Here is a 25404-nt window from a genome sequence, read left to right as displayed (position 1 = left end):
CGCTGTTCCTTACTAGAGCCCAAAATATGATCGCGACCTCAATTGAAAAAGTACCTAAAATTGCCTGTTTCGATGACAGTCCGAAAGGACGTTTGTTATTGGGTGCGGCTTATCTGTTTCATAAGCAAGGTTATGCCAAAACCACGGTTCGTGAATTAGCAAATTTTATTGGAATTCAATCAGGTAGCCTATTTCATCATTTTAAAAGTAAAGATGACATTCTCGCCAATGTCATGGAACAAACCATCATTTATAACCATGCTCGCCTACTGGATGCGATTCAAAAGTCTGATGATCCTGAGCAACAGTTAAAACATTTAATCAAAGCTGAACTGATTTCAATTAGTGGAGATACAGGTTCTGCCATGGCTGTTTTAGTCCATGAATGGTTTGCGCTTTCGATTGAAAAACAAGAAGAACTATTAAAACTGCGCAATGATTATGAAAATATTTGGTTGGCTGTGATTCAAAAATTACGTGATGCAGGCAAGATTCAACATGATGCTTTTATCTGGCGACGTTTATTGGGTGGTTCAATCTCGTGGACAGTCACATGGTATAAACCCAACGGCAAAGTCGGTGTCGATGAACTTACCGATATGATATGGGAAATGGCTTTGAAATGAGCATAGTTTACTTACGAAAACCCCAAGATTCTGATCTCCTAGAAGTTGAAAATGCTTATAAAAAGAGTGAATCTTTACATCAACCTTGGACATATCCACCCTCTAATTTTCAAAATTATTTACAGCAAGAAGGACGCTATTTTCTTTGCCTTTCAGAAACACATCAAATCATTGGAACTTTTAATATTTCCAATATTGTCAGAGGGCTTTTTCATTCCGCATATTTAGGCTATGAAGTTTTCTATCCTTATCAAGCACATGGTTATATGCGTTTGGGTCTAAACCTACTATTACATGAAGCATTTCATGTTCTAAATTTACATCGTATTGAAGCGAATATTCAGCCTGAAAATCTTGCATCTATCCACTTGGTTGCGAGAGCTGGTTTTGTGAAAGAAGGCTTTTCTAAACAATACTTAAATATAGGTGGTGAATGGAAAGACCATGAACGCTGGGCGATTATTAATGAGGATTGGGCGAGTTAATATTTCTTAAGTTTTATATTGAAATCATTATTAAGGATTTATCAATGCAATATCAAATACGTTACCCAACTCAATTTGCTATACAAACCTTAGCAAAGCGATTTAATTTACCCAATATACCGACAATGCAAGATTGGGAATATATAGTTGCTGATTCAAATCGAATTAATGAATTCTTGAAAGCCTACATTGAAGAACCGTTAACTGAAGATGAAAAATTTGTCTTGATGGAAATATTGATACAATCTTTTGATGATTCAGATCGAAATTTAGCACAAGATATTGATTGGCAATGTTTACTCAAACTCTTAGAAAATAATATAGAACTTCATGCAACAACTATATGCTACTGGGCATGTGGTAATACTACTTATGATTTATGTTGGACAGTAACACCTTATTTACGTGAAATCAGAATTCAAAACCATTTAAAAACTATAGAATAATTTACATATTTTTATTTCCATAAAGTTCTGCTAATCTCTTGTAATCTAAATAATTCTAAATAAATATGAACCCAGTACAACATGCCCATATTTCAGTCAAACGCCGAGGTGGCGAACTCGAAGATTATATTGATATCCATGCTTTAATCGACAGTACTAAAATGCTTTGTACTGATAATCGCCATCGTATTCTGCATACTTTTTGGGGTGTTCAGGAAGTCATTATTCCTATTTTTGGACATTATTTTGAAAATAGCGCGGGTCAAAGTATTGAGGTCAAAGACTTGTGTGAAAAAGATCATCTACTGGTCGATTTTCACCATCGCTTTATTCCGACCCTAGGTGATTTTGTGGCAGCAATGCAAGATATTCCTACAGATGGGTTAGCAAAAAGATTAGAAAAATTCCACTGCAATGTGATTGATGACCCTAAAATATCTGCAACCCTGCTTTCACCATTAGCCGTGACAGGACAATTAAAATCATTATTGATTACGCATAATAGTTGGTTTATCAACACCATTTTACCCATGATGGGCAAAAGTGAAGCTAAATTTATCGACTTTGATATTAGCCCCGATTTTTTCTTTAATCCAATGCGTTTCGAACTTTGGATGGACAATGGTATGGCCGTACCACCGAGTGCAGCTAAATTACAAGACTTAAAAATTAAAATTGCTTAATTCAAGGGGAATATTATGAGCAATATCCAATACGTTATTCGTCAAAATGACTTTGCTTACAATGATGAGTGGCATCTTACCAACCATGTTTCAACTGGCGCAATCAAGGAAATATACACAGACAAAGCCGAAGCTGAAAAGGCATACAAAGCATTGGTCGTTAAAGGCCTATATTATGATGAACTCTGCAATTATGATATTGGTAATGGTGAAGCAGATGACGAAGTCTATGAAAAGCTTGAGGCTTTTATTTTAGAAAAAACTGGAGAAACTTTTAACATAGACGATGGAGAAATCCCCAAACTCAATGAAAATGATGCCTTTGAATTTGCCAAACTTTCAGGGATCGTGTGGTATCAATTACTCGAAGTTGATGCAAGTCAACCATGTTATGTCCTTTGGATCAATTCAGAAGAAAGCTATTTCACTGGATATGAAACTGGCAGCATCATTTCGAGCCAAGATGAGAACTTTAGTGATGTTTCATGGGAATCCAATATCTATGCCATGGACTATGAATTCGAGGCCTTGATGGACAAACCACTCGCTGAATTAAGTGATAGTCCATTGTTATTGAAACAGTTTGTCGAGCAAACCGCAGACATTCGTTACGATGCTGAAAAAGACTGCATTGAAGGCATTGCCTTAGACAATATCAAGTTTATTCATATAAAAGCGCTAAACGCTTTTCTAAAACAACCTATTTTTGAAGTTCGTCAAATCTCCTTAGAAGAATTGGCTGAACTAGAATAAATAACAAAATGAAAAGTGCGGCAATTAACCGCACTTTTTATGTGTACTCGCTTAAACTGATCAAACAATCAATACCCCAGTTGCTTACTAATTAAATCCTTCATAATTTCTTCAGCGCCACCACCAATCATATTCACTTTAACTTCACGATAAATACGCTCAGACTTAGTGCCTCGCATAAAGCCCATGCCACCTAAAGTCTGTACAGCCGCATCCGCACAGAACTGCATGGTTTGCGTAGCAACATTCTTCGCCATACAAATTTGCGCAATTAAATCACTACCTTGTAATTCAGCCTGCCCCATACGATAAGCAGTATCTTCGAGCAAAGCACGTGTTGCAGTTAAACGAGTCGCCATATCGACTAATTTGTGATGTACTACTTGATGGTCAACCAAGCGCTTTCCAAAGGTTTTACGCTCTTTCGACCATTCTAAAGCCTCTTGATAACAGACCAATGCATAACCATAAGCCATGGATGCTAACCAAAAGCGCTCCATATTAAAGTTTTTCATAATCACTTTAAAACCAGAGTTTTCCTCACCTAATAGATTTTCTACAGGGACTTTTACTTGATCAAAATGCAGATGTGCTGTGTCCGATGCCCACCATCCCATCTTTTTCAAAGATGATTTGGTAATCCCCTCGCTATGTGCATCAACCAATAACATCGAAATACCATTTGCACCTCTAATTTCAGGATTAGTACGCACCGCAACCGTGTAATAATCCGCCCGCATTCCAGATGTAATAAAAGTTTTTTCACCACTCACTAGATAGTAATCACCATCTCGGATAGCTTTCGTCTGCAAGGCAGCAACGTCAGAACCACCACTCGGCTCAGTAATGGCTAACGCTGAAATTTTTTCTCCTGAAATGATTTGCGGCATCACTTGGTCACGAATATGTGGTTGAGCAAAATGATGAATGGGTGGCGTCCCAATCGTATGAATCATCAATGAAATATGTACACCGCCTGAGCCAGCTTTGGCTGTTTCTACAGCAGCTAAAAACACATGAAAAGCATCAGCATCTGAAATACCGCCATGCTCATCATCAAAACCTAAACCCAGTAACCCAATATCCGCCGCTTTTCGATACAGTTCTCGTGGAAATGTTCCAGCCTCATCCCATTCATTCACAAAGGGAGAAATTTCCTTTTCAACAAACTTCTTCACACTATCCGCAAATGCGCGGTGCTCTGCGGTGTAATAAATCGGGTTATTTAAATGATCCATATTTTGTTATTCCCTATTTTTCCTATCGTTTGTTCTTTAAAAATCTAGCTTTTATTCATAATAACGCTGTATTAAAACATTAATAGCCCAATTGGCGACTTGCAAGATCTTTCATAATTTCTTCGGCACCACCACCAATCATATTGACTTTAACATCTCGATAAATCCGTTCAGACTTGGTTCCTCGCATAAAACCCATGCCACCTAAAGTCTGCACCGCAGCATCTGCACAAAATTGCATGGTTTGCGTTGCGATATTTTTAAGCATACAGATTTGTGCAATCATTTCATTGCCTTGCATTTCAGGTTTATTTAAGCGATAAGCTGTGTCTTCTAATAATGCACGTGTCGTCGTCAAACGAGTCGCCATATCCACCAGCTTATGTCGAACGACTTGATGATCGACTAACCGTTTCCCAAAAGTTTTACGCTCTTTTGCCCATTCCAAAGCTTCTTCATAACACGTTAATGCAAAGCCATAACTACTCGCAGCTAAGAAAAAGCGCTCCATATTGAAATTATTCATAATCACAAGAAAGCCCATGTTTTCTGCACCTAACAAATGCTTTGCAGAAACACGTACTTCATCAAAATGTAAATGAGCTGTATCCGAAGCCCACCATCCCATCTTGTCCAATTTACTTTTTGTAATCCCTTGACTGTGTGCATCGACCAATATCATCGAAATACCATTCGGGCCTTTCGCATCAGGATCGGTACGGACAGCAACGGTGTAATAATCTGCACGCATACCAGATGTGATAAAGGTCTTTTCTCCACTGATAATGTAGTCATCACCATCACGTACCGCTTTGGTTTTTAATGCTGCAACATCTGAACCACCACTCGGTTCAGTGATTGCTAAAGCAGATATTTTGTCACCTGCTAAAATTTGAGTTAATACCGTTTCTTTGATTTCAGGTGATGCAAAATGATTGATGGGTGGTGCACCAATAGAATGCGAAAGCAATGAAGCACATAAACCACCCGATCCAGTTTTCGCCAATTCGATTGAAGATAAAAGTATATGGAATGCATCTGTGTCAGCAATTCCCCCATAATTTTCATCAAAACCAATACCGAGTAATCCAATTTCAGCTGCCTTTCTATACAGTTCTTTGGGAAAAGTTTCTGCTTCTTCCCATTCATTTATATGTGGCACTAATTCTTTTTGAACAAATTTACGAACTGAATCGGCAAATGCAAAATGTTGATCTGTATAATAAATTGGATTGGCTATCATTTCTTATTTGCATTCCTGTCTTATTTTCAAAGCTCATACTGACAGATTTTAAGTATTTTCACGTTGCAAAAATGATCAATTTATATTGAAGATCATGATACTTTCAGCAAATGTCTTTTGATAAAAAAGTAATTCTTTCTCTAAAATCCGCTACAATCACCCCCTCTTTAATCTAAATTTTATTTTTTAATGATGGTAAGCCTAACTCAATTTTTATCACGTTTTAACGCAACAACGATTCAACGTAGTATGAGTTATGTCAAAAAAATTGATTTAACAACTTTAGAAATTCACCTCAGAAGTGATTATCTTTTTATCAGTGCAGAAATTGAAGGCACTGATTTTTACGAAACAGCCATTCAATTTCATCTTTCAAAAAATAAAATTACAGATACTGAGTGTAGTTGTCCTGTAGGTTATAACTGCAAACATGCTGCCGCACTGGCTCGATATTTTTATGATCATCAATATGAAAAGCCATTTAGACAGTACTTAAATCTTAATCAAACGACCACCAACACTACTCAGCAATCAGATTCAATCCTCACAACATCTTCAACACGTCAATTTTCTACTGCTTCCAGTAGTCCAACGCATCACACTGCTAAAACTTGGCTCAATCAATTTCGACAACAACTTGCGCAAATTAAATCATCGAGTACGATATCGAATCATCAATTGATCTATATTTTTCAGCCTAAAAAAAATTCAGCTAAATTACAACTCAGTGTATATAAGGTTCGTCGTAATAAAGATGGGAAAATTCGGGATACCACACCGTATACCAGTTATGACAATGTGTTGAATGGTCGCTTAAAAGTCAGCAACGAAGAAAAGAAAATTTTTAATCACTTATACTTTTTTGCCAAATTAAATTTTAACAATGCGCATTATTATCCTTCCGCATGGGATATTTCTGGAATCTATCAAGAGCAATTAAAAACAGCGATTGCCAGTGGGGATTGTTATAGTTTAAATGTTTTACAATCTGCTTTGTCATGGTCAGATGAAAACTATCGAATTGAATTTAATTGGCAAACACGCCCTGAACAACAGACTGAAAAATTAAAAGCTCAATTTTTTGATCAATATAATCAAAAGCTTGATGCTGAACATTCTAAACAAATTTATATTATTCACTCTCACCCACTGAGCTATTTAGATACATTAAGAAATCAAATTGGCGTACTGGAATCTCCATATTCAAGTGAAATGATTGAAGAATTGTTGAATATGCCACAAATGCCTGTTGAGCTTCTGGCTGAATTTGAGCAAGTCATTCAGCCTTATTCTATTTTTGAAGATTTACCTCAAGCTCAATCTGCCCAAAATATAGAAATCATCAAGGGACAGCCTTTGGCTATTTTGCGTTTTGGTACATTTCCACAATATGATCGTCTAGGTCAAATGCATCACTATGCGATGGCTGAAATAGAATTTGAATATCCTACTGGACGTATAAAAGCTGGATTTCCAGACGAAAGTTTTATTACCTTTTTTAATAAGCAAACTGTTAAACAGCAACGCGATTTAAATGCAGAAAACGCTCAAATTGAACACTTAAAAAATGCAGTTCCATCATTGCAATGGATCAAGCAAATGAATAAGAATAAACGCCCTGCATTTGATGATATCACTGAAAATTCAGTTGTTTGTGCAAATCCAACAGATTGGATTAACCAACTCCTCCCAGACAACCAACTAGAAAAAATAGGTTGGAAAGTTGAACATACTTCACAGAGTTTATTTCATTTAACAGCTGCACAAAATCTTGAATTTTCATTCACTGAATCTGAAAAAAGACAAGACTGGTTTAATGTCGGTGCAACCATTCAGGATATGCAAGGTCAGACCTATAATTTGATTGAACTGTTAGGCAATCTCGTTGCACGTATGCCGATCATCTTAGAGCCTGAATTTCTTGAACAATTAGATGAGCAAGGCTATTTTATGGTTGATTTAGGTCATAACCATCCTCAACTTGCCTTAAAAGTTGCAGAGATCAAACCGATCTTTATTTACTTAAAAGAAATCTTACAACACCCAGAAACAACCGAATTTGACCGTTACGATGCGGTTCATTTTTTCGACTTACAACATCATTTAGGCATGCCTTGGCAAGGCAATGACCGACTCAAACAATTTGCAGAAAAACTACAACAAAGCTATCAAAATCAAATTCCAACTCCTCTAGGCTTTCAAGGTGAACTACGCCCGTATCAACAACAAGGCTTAGCTTGGCTACAGTTCTTACGTGAAACTGAACATGGTGGCATTCTTGCTGATGATATGGGACTAGGAAAAACAGCCCAAACATTGGCACATCTACTTATAGAGAAACACGCTGGACGCTTAGAACAACACCCAGCTTTGATTATTGCTCCAACTTCATTAATGCATAATTGGCGCAAAGAAGCAGAGAAATTCACTCCAGAATTAAAAGTTTTGGTTTTACAAGGCCATGATCGATTAGAGCATTTTCAGGAGATTAAAAATGCGGATGTCATTCTCAGTACTTACCCACTTTTAGGGCGTGATGAAGAGTACTTGCTGGCCTATGAATATCATTTACTCATTTTGGATGAAGCTCAAAATATTAAAAATCCAAAAGCAAAAGCTTCACAAATTGTCCGCCAAATAAAAGCTCGACATCGGCTGTGCTTAACAGGTACACCAATGGAGAATCACCTTGGAGAGCTTTGGTCTTTATTTCACTTTTTAATGCCAGGATTTTTATACAATCAGGAAGTTTTCAATAAGCAATATCGAAATCCTATTGAGAAAAATGCGGATATTGCTTCAAAAAACAAACTGATATCCCGAATTAAACCCTTTATGTTGCGACGTTTAAAAACAGAAGTTGCCAAAGAACTCCCTGAAAAAACCACGATTGAAGTCAATATTGACATGAACGAACAGCAATCTAAACTGTATGAAGCTGTACGTGCCACCATGCAAAAAAATATTCGAGAGATAATTGCAGCGAAAGGCTTCCATCGTAGTCAAATTCAAATCTTGAGTGCTTTACTTAAACTGCGCCAAGTGTGTTGTCACCCAAGCCTATTACAACTTGAACATATTAAAAATCAGAATGTTGAATCTGCAAAACTAGATTATTTATTGCAGATGGTGCAAGACATGGTTGAAGAAGGTCGTAAGATTCTGATTTTTTCACAATTCACGACCATGTTACAACTGATTGAAGATCAACTAAATATATTGAAAATTCAAAATGTAAAACTTACAGGTCGAACTAAAAAACGTGATGAGGTCATAACTGCTTTTCAATCAGGTGATATTCCCGTGTTCCTCATCAGTTTAAAAGCAGGTGGCGTAGGTTTAAACCTTACTGCTGCTGATACAGTGATTCATTACGATCCTTGGTGGAATCCTGCTGCTGAAGATCAAGCCTCTGATCGTGCATGGCGTATTGGACAAGACAAACCTGTATTCGTTTATAAATTGATTACCAATCAAAGTATCGAAGAAAAGATCTTAACTTTACAAAAAAATAAAGCCAACCTAGCCAAATCTATACTCAGCATTGATCATGAGAATGAGGTGAAACTGTCTGAAGATGATGTGATGAAACTATTGGATTAAGCTTAAATGGCCGCAAACCACCACGTGATTTTAGTTTAACTTCTTTATTTTGAATTCATTGTAATGAATTAATTCAGCATCCGAGTTCGATGACTTTATTTCGCCCTTCTTCTTTCGCTCTATAAAGTTGTTTATCAATGATTTCAATAAAATACTCAGAATTATCACCGAGTTTAGGGAGAACAGTTCCAACGCCTAAACTAGCCGTTAAAAAAGTAGATGAAGCATCATGCTTTATTGAAGTTGTAGCAATACGCAAACGTATACGTTCAGCGATCATCTTTGCATCTATCTGAGAAGTTGCAGGCAATATAATAATAAACTCTTCACCGCCTAATCGTGCCACTAAATCTCTAGAACGTACTTCAGATTTTAAGATCTGTGCAATTTTCCTTAATGCAACATCACCCGCATTATGACCATAGCTATCGTTATATTTCTTAAAGAAATCAATATCAACCAAAATTGCAGAAATTTGAGTTTGATTGCGAATAGCAATATCCCACTCAGATTCTAGGAAAATATTATATGAGCGTCTGTTTGCAATTTCTGTCAATGTATCTTGATAAGATAAGGCTTCTAATTCTTTTTGTAACCTCAATAATTCTTCTTCATTTTTCTTACGCTCGTTAATATCAAACATAAAACCAACTAAGGTTTCTGTTACACCATTATCATCACGAATGACATGTACGACATCACGTATCCAAATATAGTCACCATCAATCGTTAAAGCTCGATAATCCATTTCATGATCAACGCCATCCTTTGATTGTGAAATACAGAAACCAACAACCTTTTCCCTATCATCAGGATGGATACGCTCGGCCCAATCATTTGCACTCGTCCAACTATCAGTAGACCAACCCAATAATGCTTGGATTTGTGGACCGATATAGGTAAATTGCATTGTCGCCCAATCAATTCGCCAAGGAATTGCTTTTGTTGATTCTAAAAGAGTTTTATAAAATGTATCATTAATTTTTAATGTACTTTTTAAAGCATCCTGCTTTCGATCACTCATATTTATCCCTTTAAGCTTTTGATATATGCCAGCTAGACTAATCAAAATATAGATATTTAAAATCTTTCAACAAATCCATTTAATCAGATTTAATAAGTAGATAATCAAGGCAATATATAAAATTGTATTTAATAAGTAAAGATAAACTAGATAACTCTATTTTGTCGACAACCCCCAAGCAAAAAAAAACACCCCCAACTATCGAGTTGGGGGTGTTTTGAATTTAAAAGCTGGCGATGACTTACTCTCACATGGGTAACCCCACACTACCATCAGCGCTAAGAGGTTTCACTTCTGAGTTCGGGAAGGGATCAGGTGGTTCACTCTTGCTATTGTCGCCAGCAAACTGTTATGGACTTGTTCGGGTCTTATTTAAATGCCTTACTTGGTACCAAATGAGTTTAACAGAACATTTGAGTTGGGTATTGTAACTAGCTTTACAACTAAATCAAGTATGATTGATCTTTTATGAATCAAATGATGCTCTATATACAACTGTTTGGGTGTTGTATAGTCAAGCCTCACGAGCAATTAGTATTGGTCAGCTTCATACGTCACCGTACTTCCACATCCAACCTATCAACGTCGTAGTCTTCAACGGCTCTTTAGGAGGCATAAAGCCTCGGGGAAATCTTATCTTGAGGTAGGCTTCCCGCTTAGATGCTTTCAGCGGTTATCCCTTCCGAACATAGCTACCCGGCGATGCGACTGGCGTCACAACCGGTACACCAGAGGTTCGTCCACTCTGGTCCTCTCGTACTAGGAGCAGATCCTCTCAAATTTCCAACGCCCACGGTAGATAGGGACCGAACTGTCTCACGACGTTCTAAACCCAGCTCGCGTACCTCTTTAAATGGCGAACAGCCATACCCTTGGGACCTGCTTCAGCCCCAGGATGAGATGAGCCGACATCGAGGTGCCAAACACCGCCGTCGATATGAACTCTTGGGCGGTATCAGCCTGTTATCCCCAGAGTACCTTTTATCCGTTGAGCGATGGCCCTTCCATACAGAACCACCGGATCACTAAGACCTACTTTCGTACCTGCTCGACTTGTGGGTCTCGCAGTTAAGCGCGCTTTTGCCTTTATACTCTACGCGTGATTTCCGACCACGCTGAGCGCACCTTCGTACTCCTCCGTTACTCTTTAGGAGGAGACCGCCCCAGTCAAACTACCCACCAGACATGGTCCTCGTCCCGGATAACGGGACAGAGTTAGAACCTCAATATTACCAGGGTGGTATTTCAAGGATGGCTCCATTGGAACTGGCGTCCCAATTTCATAGCCTCCCACCTATCCTACACAAGTAAGATCAAAGTTCAATGTCAAGCTGCAGTAAAGGTTCACGGGGTCTTTCCGTCTAGCCGCGGGTACACCGCATCTTCACGGCGATTTCGATTTCACTGAGCCTCTGCTGGAGACAGCGCCCCCATCATTATGCCATTCGTGCAGGTCGGAACTTACCCGACAAGGAATTTCGCTACCTTAGGACCGTTATAGTTACGGCCGCCGTTTACTGGGGCTTCGATCAAGAGCTTCGCTTACGCTAACCCCATCAATTAACCTTCCAGCACCGGGCAGGCATCACACCCTATACGTCCACTTTCGTGTTTGCAGAGTGCTATGTTTTTAATAAACAGTTGCAGGGGCCTGGTTTCTGTGGCTGCCAATAGCTCAAGGAGCAAGTCCTATCACCGTCAGCAGCGTACCTTCTCCCGAAGTTACGGTACCATTTTGCCTAGTTCCTTCAGCAGAGTTCTCTCAAGCGCTTTGGTCTACTCGACCTGACCACCTGTGTCGGTTTCGGGTACGATTCCTGTGTAACTGAAGCTTAGAGACTTTTCCTGGAAGCTTGGTATCAGCCACTTCGCTAGTAAACTAGCTTGTTATCAGTTCTCAGCATAGAGTACCCCGGATTTGCCTAAGATACATGCCTACAACCTTTCACCTGGACAACCAACGCCAGGCTGACTTAACCTTCTCCGTCCTCTCATCGCATTACACAGAAGTATTGGAATATTAACCAATTTCCCATCGACTACGCCTCTCGGCCTCGCCTTAGGGGTCGACTCACCCAGCCCCGATTAACGTTGGACTGGAACCCTTGGTCTTTCAGCGAACGGGTTTTTCACCCGTTTTGTCGTTACTCACGTCAGCATTCGCACTTCTGATACCTCCAGCATGCTTCTCAACACACCTTCATCGGCTTACAGAACGCTCCCCTACCACGTGCACTTAGTGCACATCCGCAGCTTCGGCATATAGTTTTAGCCCCGTTACATCTTCCGCGCAGGCCGACTCGACTAGTGAGCTATTACGCTTTCTTTAAAGGGTGGCTGCTTCTAAGCCAACCTCCTAGCTGTCTATGCCTTCCCACATCGTTTCCCACTTAACTATAATTTTGGGGCCTTAGCTGGCGGTCTGGATTGTTTTCCTCTTGACTACGGACGTTAGCACCCGCAGTCTGTCTCCCGGATAGTACTCATAGGTATTCGGAGTTTGCATCGGTTTGGTAAGTCGGGATGACCCCCTAGCCGAAACAGTGCTCTACCCCCTATGGTATTCGTCCGAGGCGCTACCTAAATAGCTTTCGGGGAGAACCAGCTATCACCGAGTTTGATTAGCCTTTCACCCCTATCCACAAGTCATCCCCTGGCTTTTCAACGACAGTGGGTTCGGTCCTCCAGTTAGTGTTACCCAACCTTCAACCTGCTCATGGATAGATCACCCGGTTTCGGGTCTATACCCAGCAACTAAACGCCCTATTAAGACTCGATTTCTCTACGGCTCCCCTATACGGTTAACCTTGCTACTGAATATAAGTCGCTGACCCATTATACAAAAGGTACGCAGTCACCGAACAAGTCGGCTCCCACTGCTTGTATGCATGCGGTTTCAGGATCTATTTCACTCCCCTCACAGGGGTTCTTTTCGCCTTTCCCTCACGGTACTGGTTCACTATCGGTCAGTCAGGAGTATTTAGCCTTGGAGGATGGTCCCCCCATATTCAGACAAGGTTTCACGTGCCTCGCCCTACTCGTCATCATTATATGTGCACTTTCGTGTACGGGACTATCACCCTCTACGGTCGCACTTCCCAGAGCGTTCCGCTAATACACATATAACTTAATGGGCTGATCCGCGTTCGCTCGCCGCTACTGACGGAATCTCAATTGATTTCTTTTCCTAAGGGTACTGAGATGTTTCACTTCCCCTCGTTCGCCTCGCATGACTATGTATTCATCATGCGATACCTACCTTATGGTAAGTGGGTTTCCCCATTCAGAAATCTCCGGATCACAGGATATTTGCCGCCTCCCCGAAGCTTATCGCAGGCTATTACGTCTTTCTTCGCCTCTGACTGCCAAGGCATCCACCACATGCACTTAATTACTTGACTATACAACCCCAAACAGTCGCTAACACATACAAGTGAGTGTTATCGTTGCAAACTTAATTGCTACTATCTGTTGTTCGTGCACTTAAGCACTGTACAGCTTCAATTTAATTCATATACCAAAACGCTTGATTCAGTTTTATCGCTAGTGCTCATTTCATTCAACATTAACAATTGCTTGTTAATTTGCTTGAAACGAGTTAAACAATTATTTCAACTCAAATTTATTCTGTTAATGATTCACTACCGCCTCGTCAGCAAGTAGTTCACTGTGATAAATCACAGAAGTTAATAAATCAAGACCATGTGATCTTCTTATTCATTAATTTCTATAAACTATCTTTAGGATTTAACTTTCGTTTTCACATTACTTCGTAATGTATGGTGGAGACTAGGAGAGTCGAACTCCTGACCTCCTGCGTGCAAAGCAGGCGCTCTACCAACTAAGCTAAGTCCCCAGCTTAAGATCTTAATATATCTGTTTCTCTGTAATCTTGAATTTCTTCAATTTCAATCAGTAGACTTGGTGGGTCTGACAAGACTTGAACTTGTGACCCCACGCTTATCAAGCGTGTGCTCTAACCAACTGAGCTACAGACCCTCAGATACATCAATGAAGAACAACTTGTTGTGGATTCTTACCAATAACCAATCTTTCGTTAAGGAGGTGATCCAGCCGCAGGTTCCCCTACGGCTACCTTGTTACGACTTCACCCCAGTCGTCGGCCACACCGTGGTAAGCGTCCTCCCTAAGGTTAGACTACCTACTTCTGGTGCAACAAACTCCCATGGTGTGACGGGCGGTGTGTACAAGGCCCGGGAACGTATTCACCGCGGCATTCTGATCCGCGATTACTAGCGATTCCGACTTCATGGAGTCGAGTTGCAGACTCCAATCCGGACTACGATCGGCTTTTTGAGATTAGCATCCTATCGCTAGGTAGCAACCCTTTGTACCGACCATTGTAGCACGTGTGTAGCCCTGGTCGTAAGGGCCATGATGACTTGACGTCGTCCCCGCCTTCCTCCAGTTTGTCACTGGCAGTATCCTTAAAGTTCCCACCCGAAGTGCTGGCAAATAAGGAAAAGGGTTGCGCTCGTTGCGGGACTTAACCCAACATCTCACGACACGAGCTGACGACAGCCATGCAGCACCTGTATGTAAGTTCCCGAAGGCACCAATCCATCTCTGGAAAGTTCTTACTATGTCAAGACCAGGTAAGGTTCTTCGCGTTGCATCGAATTAAACCACATGCTCCACCGCTTGTGCGGGCCCCCGTCAATTCATTTGAGTTTTAGTCTTGCGACCGTACTCCCCAGGCGGTCTACTTATCGCGTTAGCTGCGCCACTAAAGCCTCAAAGGCCCCAACGGCTAGTAGACATCGTTTACGGCATGGACTACCAGGGTATCTAATCCTGTTTGCTCCCCATGCTTTCGTACCTCAGCGTCAGTATTAGGCCAGATGGCTGCCTTCGCCATCGGTATTCCTCCAGATCTCTACGCATTTCACCGCTACACCTGGAATTCTACCATCCTCTCCCATACTCTAGCTTCCCAGTATCGAATGCAATTCCTAAGTTAAGCTCAGGGATTTCACATCCGACTTAAAAAGCCGCCTACGTACGCTTTACGCCCAGTAAATCCGATTAACGCTCGCACCCTCTGTATTACCGCGGCTGCTGGCACAGAGTTAGCCGGTGCTTATTCTGCGAGTAACGTCCAAGCATCTAGGATATTAGCCTAGAGCTCCTCCTCCTCGCTTAAAGTGCTTTACAACCATAAGGCCTTCTTCACACACGCGGCATGGCTGGATCAGGGTTCCCCCCATTGTCCAATATTCCCCACTGCTGCCTCCCGTAGGAGTCTGGGCCGTGTCTCAGTCCCAGTGTGGCGGATCATCCTCTCAGACCCGCTACAGATCGTCGCCTTGGTAGGCCTTTACCCCACCAACTAGCTAATCCGACTTAGGCTCATCATTTAGCGCAAGGTCCGAAGATCCCCTGCTTTCTCCCGTAGGACGTATGCGGTATTAGCATTCCTTTCGGAATGTTGTCCCCCACTAAATGGCAGATTCCTAAGCATTACTCACCCGTCCGCCGCTAGAGATATAACCGAAGCTACATCCCCCGCTCGACTTGCATGTGTTAAGCCTGCCGCCAGCGTTCAATCTGAGCCATGATCAAACTCTTCAGTTAAAATCATTAGTGACTTAAGGTCACAATTCTGGCTCATCAATTTCCTGACAAATTCTCTCAAATAAACTTCGAGTAATTTAAACCTTTCAATCAATGAAATATTTTCGATCAATCAATCAGTAAAAATCCACACAAGTTGTTCTTCATATTCTCTTAATGATCTTCTCAATGCTTCGTCAGCATCAAGCTAGGTCGGCTATATTACTCTCAATCTCTTAAAAGTCAATCGTTAATGTTAATCTTTTTTCTAACAAATCATTCTTTAATCAATTCAACAAATTTCCTTTAGAAATCTATCTAAACCTTTCAAGCTATTGATTTATCAGAAGTTTTATTTAACATCACCGCCGATGGATGTGCATTCTACACCATTCCTAAACCAACACAACCCCTTTCAGTAATTTTTTTTGGTTTTTCGGGTTGTTTGTATAATTATTATTCAAAACCGTCTAAATCGCTATAAATTTAACTAAATTTTGAGCTATTTATATTTGTTATTTTTCTTTAAACTGTACTGGACGGTTTTTATCTTTAAAATTAATTCGAATATGGCCTATTTAATAAATAGAAAAACATTATGTTTAGGAATCTTGCTATTATTTGGCAACTATTCCCATGCCAATTCGCCACACAATTTTTTTATGATGACATTATCCATATTAAGTTATGCGAAATGGAATACTCCGAATCCTCAATTATGTGTTGTTGATAATCCCGATTATGCAACTCAGTTTAGTAGTTATATCAAAACCACTAAATCGCCATTTTCGGCATTGGCAATTCATGCAACCGAATTAAAAACTCGTCACTGTGATGTCGCTTTTTTTTCCAACACCACTGCTCAAGCTGAACAAGCTTTTATTAACAAGTCTTTTAATCCTTCAGTGCTAACTTTTAGTACCAGTAATACTGAATGCGATATCGGTAGCACTTTTTGTTTATTTAGCAATAAATCAGGAAATACCTTCTTTAAAGTAAATTTAGATAGTTTGGCGCAGTCTAAAATACATATTGATCCACGTGTTTTACTACTTGCTAAGAAATCGGATTAAAATAATGATCAACAGTTTTTTTAAATCGACTTCATTACAAACTTTATTCCGTAAATCTCAATTTACGATCTTTGCGATCACTCTTCTGATTTGTACATCTACATTTGTCAGTATTTCTATCTTTACTGTTGAATCTTATGCTAAACAAAATTTGCTCTTAATCAGTAGAACTGTTTCTGAACGTATTCAACCAGCTTTAGTATTCTCTGATAAATATGCAATTTCTCAAATTATTGATGAATTTACACTTCAGCATTCTGTTCGTTCAATTCAAGTTTACGATGCTCAAGGCAATGAAATTGCAAAGAGCTTAAAAACGGTTGAGCATTATTCTTATATTCAGAATTTTTTTGATCATATTTTCCTAAAAGAAGCGATTAAGCTTAATGTGCAACATCAAGGTCAACATGTGGGTAATGTTGTTCTTTATGGTAGTTCCAACGAAATTTTAATGTTTATTTTCAAAATTTTCGTGGGTCTTGCTTTTGGAATGTTGTTTATGATTTTTGCATTATGGTGGTCAGTCAATCTGACCTATCGCCATATTATGCATTCTTTTTCACCGCTTATTCAGATTGCACAATTATTAAAAAGCCAAAAGGCTTACAATTTAAGATTCCCACAAAATGATATAAAAGAGTTTCAAGAGCTAAACACCGTTTTCAACCAATTATTGGATGAAATACAATCTTGGCACACGCATCTGCAAAATGAGAACCATGAACTTTCATATCAGGTCCAGCATGATCATTTAACTCAACTCCCAAATCGCAATTATTTTTTCCAAGTTTTATGTAATTTATTCGAAGATTCAAAACAACGTAACAATCTTGCACTATTGTTTATCGACAATAATAATTTTAAAGCGATTAATGATCAGTACGGACATTTAGTTGGTGATGAAGTACTGAAAGAAATGTCCAATCGACTTAAAGATAATATTCGCCAAAATGATTTTGTAGCACGACTTGCGGGTGATGAGTTCGCTATCATTTTACAATCTGTTGTTAAAGTTGAACATTTAATCTCAATTGCAGAAAATTTGATAAAATGTTGCGAGGAACCTTTGATTTATAAAGGGCAATCTATTTCGTTTAGTTTCAGTTTAGGTATTGCGCTTTCCAAGCATGCTGCTACCCCAGAAGATTTAATTTCTCAAGCGGATCAAGCAATGTATAAAGCAAAATCTTTGCAACATCATTGGTTTATTTATCATTCGTAATTTATTTAAAATGTAGAGTATTTAATATGTCACTTAGAAATTTACAGCTTGCGATCCTCGCTGTGTTCTGTTTAGCACTTTCTGGATGTATGAATCTAGGCGGTTTAAGCTACAAACAAGCTCGTGTTGTAAAACAGGAAGGCTTTACTCTTACAGATGAAGGTTGGAGCTTAGGGCTACCTGAGCGTTTACTTTTTGGTTTTAATGAATCCACCATTAAGCCTGAAAATCAAACTGATATCGCTCGTTTAGCAACACAGCTCAATAAATATAGTTTAGATAAGCTCAGAATCGTGGGGCATACAGATAATGTTGGAAATCCTGATTATAATTTAAAGCTTTCTGAAGAACGCGCGCAGAGCGTTGCCAACGTGTTTATTACACAAAAATTTGATCCACAAAATTTAAAAGTTGTTGGTAAGGGCTCTACTCAACCTATTCACGATAACGAAACAGAAGAACATCGTGCTGAAAATCGTCGTGTCACTGTGATTATTATTCCTTAATTTATAGCTTCCAATCATCTAACTTTTAGAATAGATCTCTTCGGAGGTCTTTTTTATACCCACCGTTTTTAATTGTATTTAATGTTTAGTTCTATTTTAAATACCAAATTTCAGGCATAAAAAAACCGCTTGTTAGCGGATAATTTATATCTAAGCTTTCACTTAAATTGGTCGGAGCAGTAGGATTCGAACCTACGACCCCCTGGTCCCAAACCAGGTGCACTACCAGGCTGTGCTATGCTCCGATTTCTCATAAGAGATTGGGGTGGATGAAGGGGCTCGAACCCTCGACAACCGGAATCACAATCCGGGGCTCTACCAACTGAGCTACAACCACCATAACAGCATTTCAGGATCTATAATATCAAACTACCATAAATGGTGCGCCTGACAGGATTCGAACCTGTGACCATCCGCTTAGAAGGCGGATGCTCTATCCAACTGAGCTACAGGCGCATGACCAATGATACTAAAATATCACATGATTACCTTGCCTTGAAGAATTGGTCGGAGCAGTAGGATTCGAACCTACGACCCCCTGGTCCCAAACCAGGTGCACTACCAGGCTGTGCTATGCTCCGTTCATCTCAGCTTTTTGTATCACACATCGTGCGGTACGGTGTGCATTCTAGGCGTGACGCCCGAAGACGTCAACACCTATCTTGAAAAAAAATTAAAAAAACACTCCAAATGTATATTAATCAAGCATTTCAGATATTTTTTATACAATTCTTAGCGTTTTAATTGAGCACTGAAGTTCAACATACGATCTAAAGGTAATTTAGCACGCTCTGCAAGCGCAGGATCTACAAAAATTTCTTGATCACCTTTTTGTAATACATCCAAAATACCATCTAACTCATTCATGGCCATCCATGGGCAATGTGCACATGAACGACATGTTGCCCCTTCACCTGCTGTTGGCGCTTCAATCAATGTTTTATGCGGCACAGCTTGCTGCATTTTATAAAAAATTCCGCGATCCGTAGCCACGATTAAAGTATCTTGTGGAAGCGTCTGAGCTGCTTTGATTAATTGCGATGTACTTCCGACTGCATCCGCAATATCAATTACAGATTCAGGTGACTCAGGATGAACCAATACAGCTGCATTCGGATACAGCGCCTTCATATTGCCAATACCACGTGCACGGAACTCTTCATGCACAATGCACGAACCATCCCATAACAACATTTCTGCACCAGTTTTCTTTTGGATGTAACGCCCTAAATGCTGATCAGGTGCCCAAATAATCTTTTCACCCAAGCTATCCAAATGCTCAATAATTTCAACCGCACAACTTGATGTTACAACCCAATCTGCACGTGCTTTCACTGCTGCTGATGTATTTGCATAAACCACGACAGTATAATCAGGATGCGCATCACAGAATGCTGTGAATTCATCTACAGGACAGCCCAAATCTAATGAACAGGTCGCTTCGAGTGTTGGCATGAGAATGGTTTTTTCAGGAGAAAGAATTTTTGCTGTTTCTCCCATAAATTTCACACCAGCAACCACCAACGTAGACGCTTCATGATCACGTCCGAAACGCGCCATTTCCAATGAATCAGAAACACAGCCACCTGTCGCTTCTGCAAGCTCTTGCACTTCAGGATCACAATAGTAATGTGCAACCAATACCGCATTACGTTTTTGCAATTCTGCTTTAATTTGCTCAAACTTTTGTTGCTTTAACTCAGGACTTAAACTGTTGTCCTTCGGCTCACCTAAACGATCTAAATGCGCTTGCACAATCGATTTTGCTTCGTTGGCAATTAAATTATTCGCATCATTCATAAGAGGTCTTCTCTTTCCTTGTCGCTGGCGTCATGCTAGCGTTTACACATTTGTGAATTGTACGTTCTACCGCACAGAAATTCACCACGAAAAATGTTTTGTTATAAAAAAGCCTCATAAATGAGGCTTTATTTAAATTTTTAATTAAGAACGGTAATCTGCATTAATCTTGACGTAATCATATGATAAATCACAAGTATAAACCGTATCTTTTGCCTGACCTCGCCCTAAATCAACACGAATCGTCATTTCAGTTTGTGACATCACACGCGCACCAGCTTCTTCTGTATAGTCAGCCGCAACGCCACCATCTTTACAGATTTGCACATCGTCCAGCCATACTTGGATTTTTTCAACATCTAAATCTTGAACGCCTGCATATCCAATCGCAGCAAGAATACGTCCCCAGTTTGGATCTGATGCAAAAATTGCTGTTTTTACCAATGGAGAATGCGCAATGCTATAGGCAATATCACAACATTCTTGCGTGTCATTTCCGCCTTCAACAGTCACCGTAATGAATTTTGTTGCACCTTCACCATCACGGATGATCAACTGTGCTAAGCGCTTCATTACACGTGATAAAACATCCAATACAATTGCATAGCGTGGGTCATCAACTGAACTAATTTCTGTACCACCTGCTAAACCTGTTGCAGCGAAAATACATGAATCATTTGTCGAAGTATCACCATCGACTGTAATACGGTTAAATGATTGATCAACACTAATTTTTAACATTTGCTGAACAAGAGAACGTGCGATCGGAACATCTGTTGCGACAAAGCTCAACATGGTTGCCATATTCGGGCGAATCATGCCTGCACCTTTAGATATACCCGTCATGGTATAAGTCACACCATCAAGCTCAAACTGTTCAGAAGCACCTTTAGGCGTGGTATCCGTGGTCATAATACCCGTAGCAGCATCTACCCACGAATTTTCATTCAAAGTGTTTAATGCAGGTTGTAAACCTTGTACTAACCTTTCGATTGGTAGTTGCTCACCAATCACACCTGTTGAAAATGGTAGCACTTCAAATTCTTCAACGTGAGCAAACTCAGCGAGTTTCAAACAAGTCAGTTGTGCATTTTCCATACCCAACTTACCTGTTCCCGCATTGGCATTACCAGTATTGATGACTAAGTAGCGTGGATTAGCTTGTGCTAAATGTAATTTTGAAACATGTACTGGAGCTGCACAAAAAGCATTTTGGGTGAATACACCTGCAACATTACTTCCTTGCGCAAATTCAAAAATAACTAAATCTCGTCGATTAGGATAACGTACATACGCCTCAGCAGAGCCAATTTTTACCCCTTGTACCACATGCATATGCGGCATAGACACGTCACCAACAGCCATTTTTAAATGTCCATATGAAATAGAATAAGAGCACAGCTTATTAGAAATTTTAATAAAAATCGAGCCTATTAAAATGCTTATCTATTTTTACTATCAGAAATTATTCTTGATTTAAATATAAAATTGAAAAAGCCAGTAAATAGGTACTGGCTTTCGTCGTCTTGAATATCAATAAATGCTTATTGTTGAACAGGTGCTGCTGTGACCGCTGTTGCATTGGCACTTGTTGTATCAACAGCCAATAAAGCCTGTTTTACTTTTTCTTGACTACTTGCAGATAAAGCAGGATTTGAAGCGACAACACGGTTAATGGTAGCAGGTGTTACCGCTGCAATCGCTGCAGTTTTAAGAATAATCGGACGTCCGCCAGTATTTCCTAAGGTATAGCGAATACCTGTACGCGGACTAATCACAGTCGTCGTTTCATTTTTTACTACAGTTTGTGCAGTCGTTACACCTGTTGCAGCCTGTACTTTTTCAACAGTTGTTGTTTGCGGTGCTGTATCTGCAAATGCCAATACTGGAATGGCTAAACTTACAAAAAATAAAGGTTGTAATAATTTTTTCATTGTCTTTCCACAGAACGATCCAATCCAGCAAGTTAATAGCATTTAATTGGCATTCCTGCAATCAAAATTAACTTTCGGTAATAACTTGTAAAAAAAGCAGAACAATTGTCCTGCTTTTTTCATTAACTTCAAAGGTCAGCGCAAATTAGAGTTTGCCATGACATTGTTTATACTTCAAACCAGAACCACATGGACAAGGTGCATTACGGCTTTCTGGTGCTACAATTTTCTTTTCTTCAGTAAATTGTGCATCTACAACCACATTGTTTAATTCGCCCGTTAAACCATCTACTTCATCATGCGCAAAGTTTAAACGCATCGACTCAGCTTGAGCTTGTTGCTGTGCTTCCATTTCAGCCAATTCTTTAGGTGTAGGAATATGTACACGAGAAAGATCCATCACCACATCAGATTTGATGACACCCAACATGTTTACAAATAAGTTAAATGCTTCTTTTTTATATTCTTGCTCAGGGTTTTTCTGCGCATAACCACGTAAATGAATCCCTTGACGTAAGTAATCCATCGCAGCCAAATGGTCTTTCCAATGACGATCTAAAGCACCCAACATGAAATGACGCTCTAGTGTTGCAGCAGAGTCATCTCCCATTTGTTCACGACGGCTTCTATAACGAGCGACAACGTCATCAGAGATACGCTCAACCAAAGCTTCTTCATCTAAGCGACGATCTTCTTCCAACCATTGATTTACAGAAAGGTCGATACCTAAATCATCTCTTAAAGCAACTTCTAAACCGTTGATATCCCATTGATCATGAATAGACTCTGGTGGAATATAATTCTCAATCAAGCCTTTCACAACTTCACGATGCATTTCTTCAATATAATCTTGCAATGTACTTTCTTGAAGAATTTCATCACGTTGAGAATAAATAATTTTACGTTGTTCGTTATTTACATCATCGTATTTCAATAAGTTTTTACGAATATCGAAGTTACGTGCTTCTACTTTACGTTGTGCATTTTCAATCGAACGTGACACCATTTTATGTTCAATGGCTTCATTTTCTTGTAAACCCATTGCTCGCATCATGCCAACAACACGATCACCCGCGAAAATACGCATCAAATCATCTTCTAAAGATAAGAAGAAACGAGACACGCCCGGATCGCCTTGACGACCTGAACGACCACGTAACTGGTTATCAATACGACGCGACTCGTGACGTTCCGAACCGATGATATGTAAACCACCTGAGCTGATCACCATTTCATTGTTACGATCCCATTCCGCTTTGAGCTCAGCTTCATCTTCAGCTGTTGGGTTTTCAATTTTGGCAAGTTTAGCTTTCCAGTTGCCACCCAGTAAAATATCTGTACCACGACCCGCCATGTTGGTCGCAATCGTTACTGCACGTGGTGAACCTGCTTGAGCAATGATATCCGCTTCGCGCTCATGTTGTTTCGCATTCAAAACTTCGTGAGCAATTCCCGCTTCTTTCAACTTATCGGACAAAATCTCAGATGCTTCAATCGTTGCTGTACCAATCAAAATTGGCGCAACGCCTGCTTCGTGGATTTTTTGAATTTCTTCAATGATTGCGTTGTATTTACCATTACGATTTAAATAAATTAAATCGTTCTGATCATTACGAATCATTGGGCGATGGGTCGGAATAAGTACCACATCTAAGCCATAAATTTCTTTCATTTCCGCCGCTTCAGTATCAGCAGTACCTGTCATACCTGAAAGCTTTTTATATAAACGGAAATAATTTTGGAATGTTGTCGTTGCTAAAGTTTGGTTTTCAGGTTGAACGTCTAAACCTTCTTTGGCTTCAACGGCTTGATGCAAGCCTTCTGACCAACGACGCCCTGGCATGGTACGACCAGTATTTTCATCAACGATTACCACTTCATTTTCATGAATAATATAGTGAACATTACGTTGATATAAAAAACGCGCGCGAATTGCAGCGGTCACATGATGCACAAGATTTAAGTTTGACGGAGAATATAAACTTTCACCCTCAGCCAATAACCCCATTTCAATCAGTTCATTTTCAACTGTTTCAAAACCAACTTCAGTCATTTCAACAGAACGTTGCTTTTCATCGATCCAGAAATGACCACCATCAGCAACTTTTTCTTCTTTCTGAGCTTTTAACTTTGGAGGAATACTGTTGATTGCAACATAAAGCTGAGAAGAATCATCACTTTGACCAGAAATAATCAACGGTGTACGTGCTTCATCAATCAAGATCGAATCGACCTCATCGATAATTGCATAAGTGAGACCACGCTGTTTTTTCTCTGCCATAGAGAAAACCATGTTGTCACGCAAATAGTCAAAACCGAACTCGTTGTTTGTACCGTAAGTAATATCGGCACGATAAGCTTCAGCTTTTTCAACAGGTGATTGCATTGAATAAATCACGCCTACTGTTAGGCCTAAAAATTCATACAATGGACGGTTAAGTTCAGCATCACGTTGCGCTAAATAATCGTTCACGGTAATCACGTGTACGCCTTGCCCACTAATCGCATTCAGATATACAGCCAAAGTACCCATAAGGGTTTTACCTTCACCTGTACGCATTTCAGCAATTTTACCTTCATGCAAAGTAATACCGCCGATCAGCTGAACATCGTAGTGACGCATCCCCATGACACGTTTACCGGCTTCACGACAAACCGCAAATGCTTCCGCTAACAACTGATCTAGACTTTCGCCTTTGTTATATCGCTGTTTGAATTCTTCAGTTTTTGCAGATAAGTCCGCATCGCTTAAAGCTGATATCGTCGGCTCGAGCGCATTGATCTTATCGACAATTTTACGCATCCGTTTGAGTTCGCGCTCATTTTTTGTACCGAAGATACCTCCGATCAGACTTGCCAACATATAAACTCTCTAAATCTTTGTGAAATAATTTTTTCTCAAACGATATTATGGTGCTAGAAATTTGAAGTACAAGGGTTTTGCACAAAACCAATAAAAAAAATCTGACAACCAGTTCTAGCGTATATGAGCTAAAGCGCATTAATGTAGCAAATTTGATCGATATTTACAGCGAAGAACAGATCAATTACACGATTTTTTTTGTGCTTTGATTTTACAATATCCATTTTCCTGATAAAGAAATATAAAAACACTATTTTTAATTATAAAAAATCTACGCAATAGTATTTATGACGAGCAAATAGCCACCTACTTTTCTAAATTTTGAGGTTTT

At 39.7% G+C, this 25404-nt stretch carries 16 protein-coding genes, 6 tRNA genes and 3 rRNA genes; 9 read left to right on the top strand and 16 right to left on the bottom strand.

Going from position 1 to position 25404, the window contains the following annotated elements:
* Positions 1-26 precede the first annotated feature (26 nt).
* The 5 genes from ACY45D_RS03960 (at position 27) to ACY45D_RS03940 (ending at position 2993) form a co-directional block, all read left to right on the top strand.
* On the top strand, positions 27-626 hold the full coding sequence (locus ACY45D_RS03960) for a TetR/AcrR family transcriptional regulator (RefSeq protein WP_463108536.1): 600 nt from the start codon (positions 27-29) through the stop codon (positions 624-626).
* Positions 623-1111, top strand: coding sequence for a GNAT family N-acetyltransferase (locus tag ACY45D_RS03955; protein ID WP_463108535.1), 489 nt, complete (start codon positions 623-625; stop codon positions 1109-1111). The genes ACY45D_RS03960 and ACY45D_RS03955 overlap by 4 nt, the downstream gene beginning before the upstream one ends.
* Positions 1112-1155: 44 nt before the next feature.
* On the top strand, positions 1156-1557 hold the full coding sequence (locus ACY45D_RS03950) for a hypothetical protein (RefSeq protein ID WP_463108534.1): 402 nt from the start codon (positions 1156-1158) through the stop codon (positions 1555-1557).
* A gap of 65 nt (positions 1558-1622) precedes the next feature.
* The gene (locus ACY45D_RS03945) at positions 1623-2240 is read left to right on the top strand and encodes a DUF6915 family protein (protein ID WP_463108533.1); all 618 of its coding nucleotides are present in this window, start codon (positions 1623-1625) and stop codon (positions 2238-2240) included.
* Positions 2241-2255: 15 nt separating this feature from the next.
* Positions 2256-2993 (top strand): hypothetical protein, encoded by a 738-nt coding sequence (locus ACY45D_RS03940; RefSeq protein WP_463108532.1) that lies wholly within the window; start codon positions 2256-2258, stop codon positions 2991-2993.
* Positions 2994-3061: 68 nt separating this feature from the next.
* Here the strand turns inward: ACY45D_RS03940 and ACY45D_RS03935 are convergent, their stop codons facing one another.
* Together ACY45D_RS03935 and ACY45D_RS03930 are read right to left on the bottom strand one after the other, a co-directional pair.
* Complete coding sequence (locus ACY45D_RS03935) at positions 3062-4231, bottom strand: acyl-CoA dehydrogenase family protein (RefSeq protein ID WP_463108531.1); 1170 nt, start codon at positions 4229-4231, stop codon at positions 3062-3064.
* 79 nt (positions 4232-4310) lie between these two features.
* A complete protein-coding gene (locus ACY45D_RS03930) occupies positions 4311-5474 on the bottom strand; it encodes an acyl-CoA dehydrogenase family protein (RefSeq protein WP_463108530.1) in 1164 nt (387 codons plus the stop codon).
* Positions 5475-5666: 192 nt separating this feature from the next.
* Between ACY45D_RS03930 and ACY45D_RS03925 the strand changes: the two genes are divergently transcribed.
* The gene (locus ACY45D_RS03925; protein ID WP_463109420.1) at positions 5667-9077 is read left to right on the top strand and encodes a DEAD/DEAH box helicase; all 3411 of its coding nucleotides are present in this window, start codon (positions 5667-5669) and stop codon (positions 9075-9077) included.
* Between the two features lie 73 nt (positions 9078-9150).
* On the opposite strand, the gene ACY45D_RS03920 is transcribed toward ACY45D_RS03925, so the two are convergent.
* The 6 genes from ACY45D_RS03920 to ACY45D_RS03895 all read right to left on the bottom strand — a co-directional run bounded on the left by ACY45D_RS03920 (position 9151) and on the right by ACY45D_RS03895 (position 15696).
* Entirely contained in the window at positions 9151-10101 is a 951-nt protein-coding gene (locus ACY45D_RS03920; protein WP_463108529.1) for a GGDEF domain-containing protein, read from the bottom strand.
* A 228-nt stretch (positions 10102-10329) separates the two neighbouring features.
* Positions 10330-10444, bottom strand: a 5S ribosomal RNA gene (rrf, locus tag ACY45D_RS03915).
* Positions 10445-10611: 167 nt separating this feature from the next.
* Positions 10612-13502: ribosomal RNA gene (locus tag ACY45D_RS03910) — 23S ribosomal RNA — on the bottom strand.
* A gap of 379 nt (positions 13503-13881) precedes the next feature.
* A tRNA-Ala gene (locus tag ACY45D_RS03905) sits at positions 13882-13957 on the bottom strand.
* Positions 13958-14023: 66 nt separating this feature from the next.
* Positions 14024-14100 (bottom strand) — tRNA-Ile (locus ACY45D_RS03900).
* 59 nt (positions 14101-14159) lie between these two features.
* Positions 14160-15696, bottom strand: a 16S ribosomal RNA gene (locus ACY45D_RS03895).
* Together the 16S, 23S and 5S rRNA genes with 2 tRNA genes alongside form the textbook arrangement of a ribosomal RNA operon.
* Positions 15697-16337: 641 nt before the next feature.
* On the opposite strand from ACY45D_RS03895, the gene ACY45D_RS03890 reads away from it, so the two are divergent.
* From ACY45D_RS03890 to ACY45D_RS03880, 3 genes are read left to right on the top strand one after another with little or no spacing between them, the layout of a single operon-like run.
* On the top strand, positions 16338-16748 hold the full coding sequence (locus tag ACY45D_RS03890) for a YfiR family protein (protein ID WP_463108528.1): 411 nt from the start codon (positions 16338-16340) through the stop codon (positions 16746-16748).
* 4 nt (positions 16749-16752) lie between these two features.
* On the top strand, positions 16753-17970 hold the full coding sequence (locus tag ACY45D_RS03885) for a sensor domain-containing diguanylate cyclase (RefSeq protein ID WP_463108527.1): 1218 nt from the start codon (positions 16753-16755) through the stop codon (positions 17968-17970).
* Positions 17971-17996: 26 nt separating this feature from the next.
* Positions 17997-18476 carry an OmpA family protein gene (locus tag ACY45D_RS03880; protein WP_463108526.1) on the top strand — a complete coding sequence of 160 codons (480 nt, stop codon included), beginning with the start codon at positions 17997-17999 and terminating at the stop codon, positions 18474-18476.
* Positions 18477-18644: 168 nt separating this feature from the next.
* Here ACY45D_RS03880 and ACY45D_RS03875 read toward each other — a convergent pair.
* From ACY45D_RS03875 to secA, 8 genes are all read right to left on the bottom strand, one after another.
* A tRNA-Pro gene (locus ACY45D_RS03875) sits at positions 18645-18721 on the bottom strand.
* A 16-nt stretch (positions 18722-18737) separates the two neighbouring features.
* Positions 18738-18813: transfer RNA gene (locus ACY45D_RS03870), tRNA-His, on the bottom strand.
* Positions 18814-18855: 42 nt separating this feature from the next.
* Positions 18856-18932: transfer RNA gene (locus ACY45D_RS03865), tRNA-Arg, on the bottom strand.
* A gap of 48 nt (positions 18933-18980) precedes the next feature.
* Positions 18981-19057, bottom strand: a tRNA-Pro gene (locus ACY45D_RS03860).
* A gap of 151 nt (positions 19058-19208) precedes the next feature.
* Positions 19209-20276 carry a quinolinate synthase NadA gene (gene nadA / locus ACY45D_RS03855; protein ID WP_463108525.1) on the bottom strand — a complete coding sequence of 356 codons (1068 nt, stop codon included), beginning with the start codon at positions 20274-20276 and terminating at the stop codon, positions 19209-19211.
* A gap of 144 nt (positions 20277-20420) precedes the next feature.
* A complete protein-coding gene (gene argJ, locus ACY45D_RS03850) occupies positions 20421-21641 on the bottom strand; it encodes a bifunctional glutamate N-acetyltransferase/amino-acid acetyltransferase ArgJ (RefSeq protein WP_463108524.1) in 1221 nt (406 codons plus the stop codon).
* 179 nt (positions 21642-21820) lie between these two features.
* Positions 21821-22210, bottom strand: a complete 390-nt coding sequence (locus ACY45D_RS03845) for a hypothetical protein (RefSeq protein ID WP_463108523.1) — start codon at positions 22208-22210, stop codon at positions 21821-21823.
* Between the two features lie 145 nt (positions 22211-22355).
* A complete protein-coding gene (gene secA, locus ACY45D_RS03840) occupies positions 22356-25073 on the bottom strand; it encodes a preprotein translocase subunit SecA (protein ID WP_463108522.1) in 2718 nt (905 codons plus the stop codon).
* Positions 25074-25404: the final 331 nt, after the last annotated feature.

It is taken from the genome of Acinetobacter sp. BZX-2 (assembly GCF_055179795.1).
Note: the sequence above shows the minus strand (reverse complement) of the source record. Positions and strands in the feature narration are given on the sequence as shown.

Coding starts and splice junctions, on each gene's coding strand:
- ACY45D_RS03960 (WP_463108536.1), top strand. CDS start 27: ATGATCGCGACCTCAATTGAAAAAGTACCTAAAATTGCCTGTTTCGAT.
- ACY45D_RS03880 (WP_463108526.1), top strand. CDS start 17,997: ATGTCACTTAGAAATTTACAGCTTGCGATCCTCGCTGTGTTCTGTTTA.
- ACY45D_RS03845 (WP_463108523.1), bottom strand. CDS start 22,210: ATGAAAAAATTATTACAACCTTTATTTTTTGTAAGTTTAGCCATTCCA.
- ACY45D_RS03890 (WP_463108528.1), top strand. CDS start 16,338: ATGATGACATTATCCATATTAAGTTATGCGAAATGGAATACTCCGAAT.
- ACY45D_RS03940 (WP_463108532.1), top strand. CDS start 2,256: ATGAGCAATATCCAATACGTTATTCGTCAAAATGACTTTGCTTACAAT.
- ACY45D_RS03920 (WP_463108529.1), bottom strand. CDS start 10,101: ATGAGTGATCGAAAGCAGGATGCTTTAAAAAGTACATTAAAAATTAAT.
- ACY45D_RS03945 (WP_463108533.1), top strand. CDS start 1,623: ATGAACCCAGTACAACATGCCCATATTTCAGTCAAACGCCGAGGTGGC.
- argJ (WP_463108524.1), bottom strand. CDS start 21,641: ATGGCTGTTGGTGACGTGTCTATGCCGCATATGCATGTGGTACAAGGG.
- secA (WP_463108522.1), bottom strand. CDS start 25,073: ATGTTGGCAAGTCTGATCGGAGGTATCTTCGGTACAAAAAATGAGCGC.
- ACY45D_RS03885 (WP_463108527.1), top strand. CDS start 16,753: ATGATCAACAGTTTTTTTAAATCGACTTCATTACAAACTTTATTCCGT.
- ACY45D_RS03950 (WP_463108534.1), top strand. CDS start 1,156: ATGCAATATCAAATACGTTACCCAACTCAATTTGCTATACAAACCTTA.
- ACY45D_RS03930 (WP_463108530.1), bottom strand. CDS start 5,474: ATGATAGCCAATCCAATTTATTATACAGATCAACATTTTGCATTTGCC.
- ACY45D_RS03925 (WP_463109420.1), top strand. CDS start 5,667: ATGGTAAGCCTAACTCAATTTTTATCACGTTTTAACGCAACAACGATT.
- nadA (WP_463108525.1), bottom strand. CDS start 20,276: ATGAATGATGCGAATAATTTAATTGCCAACGAAGCAAAATCGATTGTG.
- ACY45D_RS03955 (WP_463108535.1), top strand. CDS start 623: ATGAGCATAGTTTACTTACGAAAACCCCAAGATTCTGATCTCCTAGAA.
- ACY45D_RS03935 (WP_463108531.1), bottom strand. CDS start 4,231: ATGGATCATTTAAATAACCCGATTTATTACACCGCAGAGCACCGCGCA.